The sequence below is a fragment of the Synechococcus sp. CS-205 genome (assembly GCF_025128255.1).
In the GTDB taxonomy this organism is placed as follows: Bacteria; Cyanobacteriota; Cyanobacteriia; order PCC-6307; family Cyanobiaceae; genus Regnicoccus_A.
Genome location: NZ_JAHLZB010000001.1, coordinates 1 through 13,323 on the forward strand (window position 1 = coordinate 1; position 13,323 = coordinate 13,323).

At 66.9% G+C, this 13,323-nt stretch carries 13 protein-coding genes; 7 read left to right on the plus strand and 6 right to left on the minus strand.

The window, feature by feature from the left end; translation table 11 throughout:
• Nucleotides 1-285: 285 nt before the first annotated feature.
• Genes KQ297_RS00005 through KQ297_RS00015 form a run of 3 tightly spaced genes read left to right on the plus strand, consistent with a single transcriptional unit; the run spans nucleotide 286 to nucleotide 4,869 of the window.
• Nucleotides 286-2,856 carry an ATP-dependent Clp protease ATP-binding subunit gene (locus KQ297_RS00005; protein ID WP_259737614.1) on the plus strand — a complete coding sequence of 857 codons (2,571 nt, stop codon included), beginning with the start codon at nucleotides 286-288 and terminating at the stop codon, nucleotides 2,854-2,856.
• A gap of 7 nt (nucleotides 2,857-2,863) precedes the next feature.
• Nucleotides 2,864-3,982 carry an iron-containing alcohol dehydrogenase family protein gene (locus KQ297_RS00010; RefSeq protein WP_259737615.1) on the plus strand — a complete coding sequence of 373 codons (1,119 nt, stop codon included), beginning with the start codon at nucleotides 2,864-2,866 and terminating at the stop codon, nucleotides 3,980-3,982.
• A gap of 14 nt (nucleotides 3,983-3,996) precedes the next feature.
• Nucleotides 3,997-4,869 carry an alpha/beta fold hydrolase gene (locus tag KQ297_RS00015; RefSeq protein WP_259737623.1) on the plus strand — a complete coding sequence of 291 codons (873 nt, stop codon included), beginning with the start codon at nucleotides 3,997-3,999 and terminating at the stop codon, nucleotides 4,867-4,869.
• A gap of 36 nt (nucleotides 4,870-4,905) precedes the next feature.
• Here the strand turns inward: KQ297_RS00015 and KQ297_RS00020 are convergent, their stop codons facing one another.
• On the minus strand, nucleotides 4,906-5,865 hold the full coding sequence (locus KQ297_RS00020) for an outer membrane protein (protein WP_259737616.1): 960 nt from the start codon (nucleotides 5,863-5,865) through the stop codon (nucleotides 4,906-4,908).
• A 172-nt stretch (nucleotides 5,866-6,037) separates the two neighbouring features.
• Between KQ297_RS00020 and KQ297_RS00025 the strand changes: the two genes are divergently transcribed.
• Nucleotides 6,038-6,694 (plus strand): DUF2993 domain-containing protein, encoded by a 657-nt coding sequence (locus KQ297_RS00025; protein WP_259737617.1) that lies wholly within the window; start codon nucleotides 6,038-6,040, stop codon nucleotides 6,692-6,694.
• Between the two features lie 30 nt (nucleotides 6,695-6,724).
• Here the strand turns inward: KQ297_RS00025 and KQ297_RS00030 are convergent, their stop codons facing one another.
• Genes KQ297_RS00030 through KQ297_RS00040 form a run of 3 tightly spaced genes read right to left on the minus strand, consistent with a single transcriptional unit; the run spans nucleotide 6,725 to nucleotide 9,647 of the window.
• Nucleotides 6,725-7,609 (minus strand): phosphatidate cytidylyltransferase, encoded by an 885-nt coding sequence (locus tag KQ297_RS00030; RefSeq protein WP_185467212.1) that lies wholly within the window; start codon nucleotides 7,607-7,609, stop codon nucleotides 6,725-6,727.
• Nucleotides 7,606-8,271, minus strand: a complete 666-nt coding sequence (gene cbiT, locus KQ297_RS00035) for a precorrin-6Y C5,15-methyltransferase subunit CbiT (protein ID WP_259737618.1) — start codon at nucleotides 8,269-8,271, stop codon at nucleotides 7,606-7,608. Before cbiT ends, KQ297_RS00030 begins: the two co-directional genes overlap by 4 nt.
• The gene (locus KQ297_RS00040) at nucleotides 8,271-9,647 is read right to left on the minus strand and encodes an aminotransferase class I/II-fold pyridoxal phosphate-dependent enzyme (RefSeq protein ID WP_259737619.1); all 1,377 of its coding nucleotides are present in this window, start codon (nucleotides 9,645-9,647) and stop codon (nucleotides 8,271-8,273) included. Before KQ297_RS00040 ends, cbiT begins: the two co-directional genes overlap by 1 nt.
• A gap of 80 nt (nucleotides 9,648-9,727) precedes the next feature.
• Between KQ297_RS00040 and KQ297_RS00045 the strand changes: the two genes are divergently transcribed.
• The 3 genes from KQ297_RS00045 (at nucleotide 9,728) to KQ297_RS00055 (ending at nucleotide 12,583) form a co-directional block, all read left to right on the plus strand.
• On the plus strand, nucleotides 9,728-11,422 hold the full coding sequence (locus KQ297_RS00045; protein ID WP_259737620.1) for an AarF/ABC1/UbiB kinase family protein: 1,695 nt from the start codon (nucleotides 9,728-9,730) through the stop codon (nucleotides 11,420-11,422).
• A gap of 62 nt (nucleotides 11,423-11,484) precedes the next feature.
• Nucleotides 11,485-11,952 carry a hypothetical protein gene (locus KQ297_RS00050; RefSeq protein ID WP_185467215.1) on the plus strand — a complete coding sequence of 156 codons (468 nt, stop codon included), beginning with the start codon at nucleotides 11,485-11,487 and terminating at the stop codon, nucleotides 11,950-11,952.
• Between the two features lie 13 nt (nucleotides 11,953-11,965).
• Nucleotides 11,966-12,583 carry an alpha-ketoglutarate-dependent dioxygenase AlkB gene (locus tag KQ297_RS00055; RefSeq protein ID WP_259737621.1) on the plus strand — a complete coding sequence of 206 codons (618 nt, stop codon included), beginning with the start codon at nucleotides 11,966-11,968 and terminating at the stop codon, nucleotides 12,581-12,583.
• Here KQ297_RS00055 and KQ297_RS00060 read toward each other — a convergent pair whose 3' ends face one another.
• Complete coding sequence (locus tag KQ297_RS00060) at nucleotides 12,584-12,844, minus strand: hypothetical protein (protein ID WP_259737622.1); 261 nt, start codon at nucleotides 12,842-12,844, stop codon at nucleotides 12,584-12,586. It abuts the gene before it with no gap.
• A gap of 4 nt (nucleotides 12,845-12,848) precedes the next feature.
• On the minus strand, nucleotides 12,849-13,323 hold a 475-nt coding region (locus KQ297_RS00065; protein ID WP_311133965.1), incomplete at its 5' end, for a sigma-70 domain-containing protein.

The following is a 13,323-nucleotide window of genomic DNA, read 5'->3' on the forward strand; positions in this document are numbered from 1 at the left end:
CGGTTACTACCGCGACGGCCAGGATGCTCTGATCCAATGGTGCCAACTCGCACCCACGAGCTGATCATTTACTCGCCTGTCAGTGAAAGGCATCTGACTGGCACTCATGAAGGTTCGGATTGCCGCCCTTTGTTGATGCGTAAGGCCGAACGAATTCGGCCTTGAACGTGTGCCGATCTTGAAGCGAGGAGCCAGCTGTGGCAGCGGGTTCGCCGGAATGGAACGCAGAATCACACACAGCCTCTCAGCCCTGATAGGTTGGGGTGACTTGCGCAGGCACCGCAGATGTTCGAGCGGTTTACCGAGAAGGCCATCAAGGTGATCATGCTGGCCCAGGAAGAGGCCCGAAGGCTGGGCCACAACTTCGTGGGCACCGAACAGATCCTGCTTGGTCTGATCGGCGAGGGCACCGGTGTGGCCGCCAAGGTGCTCAAGTCGATGGGGGTCAACCTCAAGGACGCCCGCGTCGAGGTGGAGAAGATCATCGGGCGGGGATCCGGCTTCGTCGCCGTTGAGATTCCGTTCACGCCCCGCGCCAAACGCGTGCTCGAGCTCTCCCTTGAGGAAGCCCGCCAGCTTGGCCACAACTACATCGGTACTGAACACCTGTTGCTGGGCCTGATCCGTGAGGGTGAGGGCGTCGCTGCGCGTGTGATCGAGAACCTCGGCGTCGATCTGGCCAAGGTGCGCACCCAGGTGATCCGCATGCTCGGCGAAACCGCCGAGGTCACCGCCGGTGGCGGCGGCAGCAAGGGCTCCACCAAGACCCCCACCCTGGATGAATTCGGCAGCAACCTCACCCAGCTGGCCTCGGAGGGCAAGCTCGACCCCGTGGTCGGCCGCCACAACGAAATCGATCGGGTGGTGCAGATCCTCGGCCGTCGCACCAAGAACAACCCTGTGCTGATCGGCGAGCCCGGCGTCGGCAAGACCGCCATCGCCGAAGGCCTGGCCCAGCGCATCATCATCGGCGAGGTGCCCGACATCCTCGAAGACAAGCGCGTTCTCACCCTCGACATCGGCCTGCTGGTGGCCGGCACCAAGTACCGGGGTGAATTCGAGGAGCGCCTCAAGAAGATCATGGAAGAGATCCGTGGCGCGGGCAACGTGATCCTGGTGATCGATGAGGTTCACACCCTGATCGGTGCCGGTGCTGCGGAAGGCGCCATCGATGCTGCCAACATTCTCAAGCCGGCCCTGGCCCGCGGTGAGCTGCAGTGCATCGGAGCCACCACCCTCGATGAGTATCGCAAGCACATCGAGCGCGATGCAGCTCTCGAGCGTCGCTTCCAGCCGGTGATGGTCGGTGAGCCTTCCGTGGTCGACACCATCGAGATCCTGCGTGGGCTGCGCGAGCGCTACGAACAGCACCACCGCCTCAAGATCAGCGATGAAGCCCTGGTGGCTGCCGCCACCCTCGGCGATCGGTACATCTCTGATCGCTTCCTGCCCGACAAGGCCATCGACCTGGTCGATGAAGCCGGCAGTCGTGTGCGCCTGATGAACTCCAAGCTGCCACCGGCCGCCAAGGAAATCGACAAGCAACTGCGCACCATCCAGAAGCAGAAAGAGGATTCCGTCCGCGAACAGGATTTCAGCAAAGCCGGTGAACTGCGCGACAAGGAAGTGGAACTGCGCGATCAGATCCGCTCGATTCTCCAGGCCCGGCGCGATGAGGAACCGGCCGCTTCCACTGCCGCCGAGGGATCCGACGAGGCCATGGCGGAGGCTGAGGCCAGCAGCGCCGCCGACAATGCCCTCGCCTCCTCCAGCGGCGAACGCCATCCGGTGGTCACCGAGGAGGACATCGCCCAGATCGTGGCTTCCTGGACGGGTGTTCCCGTTCAGAAGCTCACCGAGAGTGAATCGGTGAAGCTGCTGAACATGGAAGACACCCTGCACCAGCGGCTGATCGGCCAGGACGAGGCCGTCAAGGCGGTCTCCAAGGCGATCCGCCGTGCCCGCGTGGGTCTCAAGAACCCCAACCGCCCCATCGCCAGCTTCATTTTCTCAGGCCCCACAGGCGTGGGCAAAACCGAGCTCACCAAGGCACTGGCCGCCTATTTCTTCGGTAGCGAAGAGGCGATGATCCGCCTCGACATGTCCGAGTTCATGGAGCGGCACACCGTCAGCAAGCTGATCGGTTCACCTCCTGGCTACGTGGGCTTCAACGAAGGCGGACAGCTCACCGAGGCCGTGCGCCGTCGTCCCTACACCGTGGTGCTGTTCGATGAAATCGAGAAAGCCCACCCCGATGTGTTCAACCTGCTGTTGCAGCTTCTTGAAGATGGTCGCCTGACCGATTCCAAGGGCCGCACGGTTGATTTCAAGAACACGCTGATCATCATGACCTCGAACATCGGTTCGAAAGTGATCGAGAAAGGCGGTGGTGGTCTCGGCTTTGAATTCTCGGGCGCCGCTGCCGAGGAAACGCAGTACAACCGCATCCGTTCCCTGGTGAATGAGGAACTGAAGCAGTACTTCCGTCCTGAGTTCCTCAACCGTCTCGATGAGATCATCGTCTTCCGGCAACTCAGTCGCGACGAGGTCAAGGAGATTGCCGAGATCATGTTGCGCGAAGTCTTCGCCCGCATGCAGGAGAAAGGCATCGGTCTCTCGGTCACCGAGGCCTTCAAGGAGCGTCTGGTCGAGGAGGGTTACAACCCCAGCTATGGGGCCCGTCCCCTTCGTCGGGCAGTGATGCGCCTGCTCGAAGACTCCCTGGCGGAGGAATTCCTCTCCGGGCGCCTGAAGGAAGGCGATTCGGCCCTGGTCGATGTCAACGACGAGAAGCAGGTGGTGATCCGCCACCAGACGGTCGTCGCGGAGCCGGAACTGGCCGGTGCCAGCGTCTGACGCCTCGATGGTCACAGCCCTCAGTCAGCACGCGATCGCCCCCGCCCGCCTGGTGCGGGGGCCTTCGGCATGGTCGTCCTCCCTGGATGCCGTCTCCTCCCTCTGCCGCAGCCCACTGCTGCTGGGCCGCAGCAGGGTCACCCAACCCCTGCGCGATCAGGCCCTCACGGATCTGAAACGTCTGGGGCTCGACCCCTGTGCAGGCAGCCTCCGGTTCGACTGCTGCGACGATGACCTGCAGCGCCTGGAGGCGGAGGCCAGAAGCAGCCGCTGCGACGCGGTGATCGCCATGGGCGGCGGCAAGGTGCTGGATGCCGGCAAACTGCTGGCCCACCGCCTCGGTCTGGCCTGCATCACCGTGCCCACCAGCGCCGCCACCTGCGCCGGCTGGACGGCTCTGGCGAACCTTTACTCAGCAGATGGGGCCTTTCGCTCCGATGTGGTGCTGGATCGCTGCCCAGACCTGCTGATCTTCGATCACGAGCTGGTGCTGCAGGCCCCACCGCGCACCCTCGCCAGCGGCATTGCCGATGCGATCGCCAAGTGGTACGAGGCTTCAGTGAGCAGTGGTGCCAGTGGCGATGGGCTTGTGCAGCAGGCGGTCCAGCAGGCCCGTGTGCTGCGCGATCAGTTGCTGCTGGAGGGGGAGGTGGCCCTGGCGGAGCCGGGAGGTGAAGCCTGGGTGCGGGTGGCGGAGGCCTCGGCGCTCACGGCCGGCCTGATCGGAGGGCTCGGTGGTGCCCGCTGCCGCACCGTGGCGGCCCATGCCGTGCACAACGGCCTCACCCAGCTTCCGGCCTGCCGACACCTCCTCCACGGGGAAAAGGTGGGCTTCGGCGTTCTCGCCCAGCTGCGCCTCGAGGAGTTGCTCGGTGGGCACCGCCTGGCCAGCCAGGCCCGTCGTCAGCTCATCCCGTTTTTCCGGGTCCTAGGCCTGCCGGTTCGGCTCGAGGATCTCGGTCTGGCTGAAGCCAGCCTCAACGACCTCAACAGCGTCTGTGCCTTCGCCACACGCCCCGACTCCGACCTGCATCACCTGCCGTTCCCTGTGGGTCCCAACGATCTGCTGGCCGCCCTGGTGAGCACCATCGCCGAGTCCAACCTCTGCCCAGAGCGCAGCCCTTGACTCGCTTCCCACAGGTGGAGTGGTGCCTTGGGCCGGAGCTGATCGCCAGGGCCGCCACCAACCTGCTTGATCCCCAGGGGCGAGATCTGGCAGGGCGGGTGCAGTGGTGGGACCTCCCCGGTTTCAGCGGAAGCTGGCCTGTGGCCGTGCTCGGAGAGGGTGAACCCCTGCTGCTGTTGCATGGCTTCGACAGCTCCCTGCTGGAATTCCGCCGGCTGGCGCCTCTGCTGGCCCCCCGCTTTCGGCTCTACATCCCCGACCTCTACGGCTTCGGTTTCAGTCCCCGGCCTGCTGCTGGACGCTACGAGCCGGCCAGCGTGATCGCGCATCTGGTGGCGGTCGTGGAGTGCATCCAGGCAACAGCGGGGCCGGGCTCGAAGGCTCCGCTGGGGGTGATCGGCGCGTCGATGGGGGGCTCCGTGGCGGTGGAGCTGGCCCGCCGCCTTCCCGAGCAGGTGTCGCGGCTGCTGCTGCTGGCCCCCGCAGGCCTCACCGGTCGTCCGATGCCCCTGCCACCGCTGCTGGATCGCCTGGGGGTGCGTTTCCTGGCGCTGCCTGGGGTGAGGCGCGGACTCTGCCGTCAGGCCTTCGCCGATCCCGACGTCAGCGTGGGGCCCGCAGAGGAGGAGATCGCCTCCCTGCATCTGCAGGTGATCGGCTGGGGTGCGGCGCTGGGACGCTTTGCCCGCAGCGGAGGGTTCGCCGGCTGCGGTGAGCCCCTGCCGAGTCAGCCCCTGCGGGTGCTGTGGGGGGCCGATGACCGGATTCTGCGGCAGCCTCAGAAGCGGGCCGCCCTGGCTCTGCTGGGCGAGCGGGTGGAAGAGCTGACAGCCTGCGGCCACCTTCCCCACCTGGATCGACCCGAGGCCGTGGCCGCCATCTGTTGAACCCAGAGGCGGCCTGAAGGCCTGCGGGATTTCAGCTCACCAGAGACCGCGGATCGGAGCGGCCTCCGGCATGGGCTCGTAGGTGGGCTCCGGAGCCGGCTGGGGAGCCGGTTCCGGTTCCGGGGCGGGGGCCACCACCACGGGCTGGGGAGCTGGCTGTCCGAAGCGATAGCGGAAACCCACCTTGGCACCGAAATCGTTGTAGGAGTCGTAGCGGATGTTGTCGCCGCTGAACCCGGAAGCACCCGAGTAGGTGCCCTCGAGGTAGACGTCACTGGCGTTGCTCACGCCGTAGCTGACCCCCAGCTTGGCCTGCCATCCGAACAGGCCCTGGTTGCTGGTGCCGGTGGAAACACTGTTGCCGCCTCTGGAGACCTTGATGCGGGGTGTACTGAGGTTGGTATAACCGACGCCACCACCGACGTAAGGCGTCCAGCGGCTGCCGGTGCTGATGTCCCAGTAGCCACTGGCGAAGATGTCGTTCTTGTTGATAACACCCGACGAACTCAGGTTGTAGTCGTTGCCGTTGGAGGAGAAGGAAACGTCGTTGACGCTTGCCCGGGTGTAGACATAACTCAACTCGGTGCGGATTGCACCGAAGTCGTAACCGACAGCGAGGTCGCCGGAGAATCCACCACCGAAGTTCAGATCACCGTTGACGTTCTCGAAGCCGCGGTTATCGAGGTTGCGGGTACGCACGCCCGTGTCGGTGGGCCAGGCGGCGCCGAGACCCAGGCCGACATACCAGCCTGTGGCCTGCTCATAGATCGGTGCGTCGTTGCTGCCGAAGCTCTGGGACAGGGTCCCGCTGTCCTCTGCACCGCGATCGGCAGGGGGTGTGAGGGCGATGGCCCGGCCATCGGGGGCGAGCAGGGCCGCTGTTCCGGGCGCAGCCTCGCTGGCCGGTTCAGCGGCACGGGCCGGGATGGCTTGGAACAGTCCCGCAGCGCTGGTGGCGACTCCTGCCAGAACTGCGAGTGGAATTCTGGAGTTCATGGTGGACAGACAGCGTCGTTGTACCCAAGGTTTAATCAAAAGTGGTGTCGTCGCGCACCAGGCTGGCCAGAGCTTCACCTTTGCTGAAGACCAGCCGACTGTCGTGGACGCCTGACCGGGTCGGTGCAAGGGAAGATGCTCTGTTAGGAGAGCCCATTGCCCCGTCGCTCGCATGGCTGGAGCTCCATCTGACGAGCCGTCGGGTCTGCCCGGCAGCGGCCCTGTGCTGCAGCTGCTCGCCTCCGGCCTCCAGCTCTGGATCCGCCGCCAGTGTGATGCCGTCGGGAGCCTGGAGATTCAGCTGCATGGCTCGGCCCTCAACCTGTTGCGCGGCCGCCTGGAAGGAGTGAGCCTGATGGCCCGGCAGGTGATCTACGAGGGGCTGGAGATCGAGCTGGTGCAGTTGCAGAGTGATCGCCTGCAGATCCAGATCGGTGGGGTCCTGCGCGGCCAGCCCGTGCAACTGGAGCAGGCCTTCCGAGTGCATGGCCTGGTGGCCTTCACCGGCGCTGGTCTCAGCAGCTCCCTGCATCGCCCCCAGTGGCAGGACCTCAGTGACCAGCTGGGCGATCAGCTGCTGGGTCTGAAACCGCTGCACCGGCTGCGAATCGATCGCGACACCCTGATCGTCTCCGCCGAAGCCCAGGGGGAGCCCAGGCTGATGGAGCTGGAAACCCGGACGGAAGCTGACCTGGGCACGGTGGTGATCCGTGATCTTGATGGACAGCTGCGGGCACGCCTGCCGATGGATCCGAACATCCGCATCGACAGCGCCACGCTGGAGGGAGGGATGCTGCTGCTCCGGGGGGAAGCGCGGGTCTCCCCCTGAGCAGCCGGAGAACGATCTCCGAGGCAGTCCTCAGCCGAGCAACGGCACCAGAAGGATCACGAAGTAGAAGACCACCGCTGGCGTGAACAGGAAGCTGTCGATCCGATCGAGTATTCCACCGTGGCCTGGGATGGCATCACCGGAGTCCTTCACTCCCGCATCCCGCTTCATCATTGATTCAGTGAGGTCACCCACCAGGGCGAACAACGACACCACCCCGCCCAGCAGACCGCCCGCCACCCAGCCCCAGCGCCATCCCAGCAGCTGGCCGCCCACCACACCCACCAGCACCGCGCTGGCCACACCCCCGAGAGCTCCTTCCACCGTCTTGCCAGGAGAAATCGGCGAGAGGGGGTGGAGGCCGAAGCGCCGGCCGATCACGTAGGAGCCGATGTCGGTGGCCACAACCATCAGGCAGGCCATCAGGGTGAGCGCCATGCCCGGCGTGAACGGCCAGCTGGCTCCCTGCAGATTGGGGGCCAGGGCCGGCTCGAGCAGATCGCGCAGACGCAGCCAGTGGCTGGGAAGAAAACCCAGATAGAAGAGGCCGAAGATCGAGGCGGCGATGTCGGCGATGGTGCCGGTCACGGGCTGAAGCAGCAACCAGCCGCAGATCACCGCCCCTGAAACCGGCACCACGGCAGCCGCCAGATCGACCGCCATGCCGCCGTCACTGGCCCACTGGGTGGCGAACAACAACAGTTGGCAGGCCACCAGGGTGGTCTTGGTGGCGGGCCGGATGCCCTTGAACTGGGCCAGCCGGAAGAACTCCAGCAGCCCCAGATGCACGATCACGCCCACAGCGACGGTGAACCACCAGCCCCCCAGGCCCACCACCACCAGCCCGAAGCCGCCCGCTGCGAAGCCGCTGAGCAGCCGTGAGAAGGAGGTGCGCGGCCGCGAAACCTGACTCACCCGTGGCGCTCGGCGGCGATCAGAAACAGCGGCTCAGCCGCCGCCAGGCGTGCCTGGCTACCGCGGCGCTGCATGCGATGGACTGTGGCCTGCACCACCTGCACGTCCCGGGCTTCCAGCTGCCCCAGGGTATCGGTGGCATCCACGAGACCCTCCAGGCTGGCGGTGCTGATCACCAGCCGGCCACGCGGCTGCAGGGCTGCCCAGATGGCGCGCAGCACGCTCGCCAGCGGTCGCCCCACCTCAAGAACCACCCGATCGGGATTCTGAGGCAGCAGGGCGAGGCCATCAGGCGCCTGGCCGGCATGGATGTGCAGATTCTCGATCGCCAGGTGCCGGCGGTTGCGCTCCAGCAGCTCGATCGCCTCCGGATCCCGCTCCAGGGTGTGCACCTCCCCCAGGGGCATCAGCCGGGCGATCTCCAGGGCCAGAGCCCCGGTGCCCCCACCCACGTCCCAGACCGTTGAATCGGCCCGGGGGCGCAGATGGGCCAGCAGCATCACCCGCAGCTCGAGCGGGGTGGGGCTGAAGCCCGGCGCGTCTTGGAAGGCGTGGTCGGGCAGGCCAGGGGTGACGAAATCCCACTGGAAGGCGCCATCCTGCTCGGATCTCCGGGCTGGGTCGCCCTCTCGCCGCCTCTGGCCCACCCGCTCAGCGCCCATCAGGCCACAACCATCACCGTATCAGCGATCTGACCGGGCCAGAGGTGCCGCTGCTCCAGCAGCCACTCCAGCCGCGGCGCATCGATCCGCTCGCCTGGAATCAACAGGGGAATTCCCGGGGGGTAGGGGCAGATCGGCTCCGCCACCAGCCGCGAGAGGCTCTGCTCGAGGGGCACAGCCTGTTGCGGCAGCCTCCAGGCCTCCCCCAGGGCCAGCTCAGGTTCCATCAGGGCAGGAATGGGCGGTGGCGTGAAGGGGGGAAGTGCAGCCCCCCCCAGAGCCCGGCGCAACTGGCTCAGGCTGGCGGGCAGAACGGTCAGCACGCTCCGCGGAGGGCATTCCCCCAGGCAGAAGGTGAGGCACCCCGGTTCGGGCAACTCAGCGATCACGCCCCGCTGGAGCAGCCAGGCGTCGGCCGCCAGCCCGTTGATGCCCAGGGCTGCGCCATGGAACACCAGGCGCAGAGGGTCCTGGTTGGCCACCAGGGGCAGGGACGCTCTCGCCAGCGCCTGCCGCAGACGGCCTGCCCGAGTGAGTGCGCGAGCGAGGATCCTGGCCCCGGCCGCGCTGTGGCGATGCTCGATGGCTGCAGACGCCGAGGCCAGCAGCAGAGCACTGGGACTGGAGGTCTGCAGCCAGAGCAGGGCCCGCTCCACCGCCTCCTCGCTGACGCGGCCGCGCCGCAGCAGCAGGGCCGCGCTCTGGGCCAGCCCTGCGGCGCTCTTGTGCAGCGACTGCACCACCAGGTCGGCACCGGCCGCCAGAGCTTCCATCGGCAGGCCGGGCTGGCCGAAGTGGGCGCCATGGGCCTCATCCACCAGCACCGGCAGGCTCCGGCGATGAGCCACCGAGATCAGACCTTGCAGATCACCCGCCAGGCCTTGGTAGGTGGGATGCACCAGCACCAGCGCCGCCAGGGGAGGGGCCTGCTCCAGACGTTGCTGCAACCAGGCGGGGGAGGGGGGCAGCCACAGCCCGGTGGCGGGGTCGAAGGGCAGATCGAACAACACCGGACGCAGGCCCCCGAGCACGCAGGCATGCAGCAGGCTGCGGTGCAGATTGCGCGGCAGCAGCACCCGCTCCCCGGGCCTGGCCAGGGCCAGCAGGGCCACCTGCAGCATGCCGCTGGCGCCATTGACCCCGAACCAGCAGCGATCGGCTCCCGACAGCCGGGCGCAGGCCGCCTGGTCTTCTCCCACGGCGCCGGCCGGCTCGAGCGGCCCCCCGATCTCGGGTAGCTCCGGCAGGTCCCAGGCGCCGGAACGCCGCCGCAGCAACTGGCGCAGGCCAGGCGCCAACCCCCGTCCACGCCCATGGGCCGGCAGGTGCAGAGCGAGGCGAGGGGGAACCTCCCGCAGGGCCGAAAGCAGGAGCATCACCAGCCGGGAACTTTCTAGAGTCTGGTCTCGACACCACAGGCGCCGCAGGAGTTCCCACCATCACCGCCAGCTCTCCCGTGCGCCCCGCCCCCCCTGCGCGCCCCGCCCGGGTCGAAGCCCCTCCGCCGCGCTACGACCCCAACAGCGACCTGCGCTGGTTGCTGCTGCGCCCCTGGATCCTGGTGTCACGCCTGGTGGTGGTGCTCTGGAAGCTGGGCTGGCTGGCCCTGGTGCTGGTGGTCCAGGGCAGCAGCAGTGAGCGCGCCGTTCAGCAACGCCTGGGGCGCCGCATTCTCCAGACCCTCACCCAGCTCGGACCCTGCTTCATCAAGGTGGGGCAGGCTCTCTCCACCCGCCCCGACCTGGTCCGGCGCGACTGGCTCGACCAGCTCACCCAGCTGCAGGACAACCTGCCGCCCTTCCCCCACGAGCTCGCCTTGGCGGAGATCGAAGCGGAGCTGGGCGCCCCGGCCACTGTGCTCTTCGATCACTTCCCGCCCTACCCCGTGGCAGCGGCCAGCCTGGGGCAGGTCTACAAGGCCGAACTCAGCCCCGGCCACTGGGTGGCGGTGAAGGTTCAGCGGCCCAACCTGGCCTATCTCCTCCGGCGCGATCTGGTGCTGATCCGTCTGCTGGGGGTGCTCACCGCGCCGTTTCTGCCCCTGAACCTGGGCTTCGGCCTCGGCGACATCATCGATGAGTTCGGCCAGACCCTCTTCGACGAGATCGACTACCGCCTCGAAGCCGACAACGCCGAGCGCTTCGCAGCCCTGTTCTCCGAAAACCCAGCCGTGACGGTGCCGCGGGTGGAACGGCAGCTCTCCAGCCGCCACGTGCTCACCACCAGCTGGATCAACGGGATCAAACTCCAGGATCGGCTTGAGCTGGAGTCTCACCGGCTGGAGCCCGATGCTCTGATCCGCACCGGGGTGATGGCGGGCCTGCAGCAGCTGCTGGAATTCGGCTATTTCCATGCGGATCCCCACCCGGGCAATCTCTTCGCCCTGCCGGGGCGCTCCGGGCCCCTTGGCCACGTGGCCTATGTGGATTTCGGGATGATGGATTCGATCAGCGATGCCGATCGCCTCACCCTCACCGGGGCGGTAGTGCACCTGATCAACCGGGATTTCGAAGCCCTTGCCCTTGACTTCCAGACCCTGGGGTTCCTGCGACCCAACGCCGATCTGACTCCGATCGTGCCGGCTCTGGAGTCCGTGCTTGGCGGCCAGCTGGGGGAGAGCGTGGGCTCGTTCAACTTCAAGGCGATCACGGATCGATTCTCGGAGTTGATGTACGACTATCCCTTCCGGGTGCCGGCCCGCTTCGCCCTGATCATTCGAGCGGTGGTCAGCCAGGAAGGGCTGGCCCTGCGGCTCGACCCCGACTTCAAGATCATCCGCGTGGCCTATCCCTATGTGGCCAGGCGTCTGCTGGCCGGCGACACCGCCGAGCTGCGCGAGAAGCTGCTGGAAGTCCTTTTCGATCGCCAGGGGCACCTGCAGCTGGAACGGCTGGAGAGCCTGCTGGGGGTGGTGGAGCAGGACCAGGCCAACCCTGATCTTCTGCCGGTCGCCGGGGCTGGCCTGCGCCTGCTGCTCGGTCCCCGTGGCAGCAGCCTGCGCCAGCGGCTGCTGCTGATGCTGGTGCGCGACAACCGCCTCAACACCGATGACCTACGCGCCCTGATGGGGCTGCTGCGACGCACCTTCTCCCCGGCCAAGCTGGCGGGAGGCATGCTTCAGCGGCTCAACCCCCTGGCTCCGGCGGTCTGAGCAGGATCGAGGCACTCCCTTTCGATCGCTAGGGTCAGCGTCTCCCTGATGGCTCCGTTCCCGTGATCAGCGATCCCACCGGTTCCGAGGCCTTGACCCAGGGATACGCCAGTGGTTCCTTCGCCGATTTCGATGGCACCGACCTCCTGCTCGAGTACGTGCCGGTGGGGCAGCCCCCCTTCTTCCTGGCCGGGGTGGGCCTGGTCATTGCGATCCTTTGCGGTCTGACCTTCTCGCGGCTGGTCCAGAACCGACTCGACGGATGGAAGCAGGACCGGCTCAACCTGCTGCCCCTGGCCGTGGTCGAGACCGTGGCGGCCTACACAGGGCTGATCCTGGGGGTGACGCTGTTCATCGGTGGCAGCCTGCAGGTGTTCGGCTTCGCCGGCGGTACGGCCCTGCTGGTGGCCCTGTTGCTCTCCCTGCTCACCGGTGGCGCCCTCTGGGTGCAGCTGGAAGGGCTGATGCGCCAGGTCCAGGACGGCAGTTTCAAGGCCGTGGACTTCGACAATTTCGATCAGTTCTTCTGAGGCCGTCGTCAGGATGGAGCCGGCTGGTGAAATCCAACGCTGGCAGGCCCCGGGCCTGGCCCTTCGCCTCTGGCCGGGGTGGGCCGACGATCCAGGCGTGCAGATGAGCCTGTTGCAGCAGGAGATCCCCTGGCGCCAGGAGTCGATCACGCTGTTCGGCCGCACCCACCCTCTGCCCAGGCTCACCTGCTGGGTGGCCGATCCCGGTTGCTCCTACCGCTACAGCGGCCTGGCCAATGAGCCCCAGCCCTGGTCAGAACCACTGCGCCAGATCCGTGAGGCCCTTGCGGCCACCCTGGGCTGGCGCTTCAACTCGGTGCTGCTCAACCGTTACCGCGACGGCGCCGACGCCATGGGCTGGCATGCCGACGATGAAGCCGAGCTTGAGCCTCAAGCGCCGATCGCCTCCCTCAGCCTGGGGGCCACCCGCAGCTTCCGCCTCAGGCCCCGGGCTCCTCTGGCCGAGGGTGTGCGACCGATCAGCCTGGAGCTGGGCCACGGTGATCTTCTGGTGATGGACCCCCCGACTCAGCAGCACTGGCTGCATGCCTTGCCGCGGCGGCGACGGGTGAGCCAGGAACGCCTGAACCTCACGTTCCGGCTGATCAGGGCCCAGGCGGCCAGCGGCTGATCAGGGCTCGCTTCCGGCGGCCTCGAGCATCGCCACGGTGATGGGGATCGTCTCCTGCGGCTCCTCGTTGTCGAGAAAGGCCTCGAAGGAGCGGTAGCGGCACACCACGGGGAGCGGATCGCCTTCGGCCAGGGCCTGATCGAAGGCCTCTTGCCAGCTCGACTCCTTGGGGCGGATCTCGGCATAACAAACGAGGGCCTCCTCCAGGTCGCCGGCATCGGCGATGCAATGCCCGCGCCAGTAAACCTCGAAAAAGGGCATCGGCTCAGGCGGCCAGATAGCCCTCAAGGCGGCAGGAGCGGGAGCGGATGCCATCGAGGGCGCGTCGCTCCAGGTTGCGAGTCTTGTCGCGGCTCATGCCCAGGGTGCGGGCGATCGAGGTGAGGCTCATCGGCTCCTCGCCGTTGATGCCGAAGCGCATGGTCAGCACGCTCCGCTGCAGTTCCGGCAGTTGCTCCAGCAGCGCGCGCATGTCGCCACGCAGGCATTCCCCATCCACGCTCTCCGCCGGCAGCGTCCCGTCCGCCTGCAGCAGGTCCAGCAGCTCCGTGTCCTCGCCGTCGCCCACCTTCGTCTCCAGGCTCACCGGCTGACGCGCACGGCAGAGCAGGTCCTTCACCTCCTCCTCCGGCAGCTCCACAAATGCCGAGAGCTCACTCAGCGAGGGCGTCCGCCCCAGCTCCTGGCTCAGTTCCCTCTGGCCCTTCTTCAGCTTGTTCAGCGTTTCAGTGATGTGGATC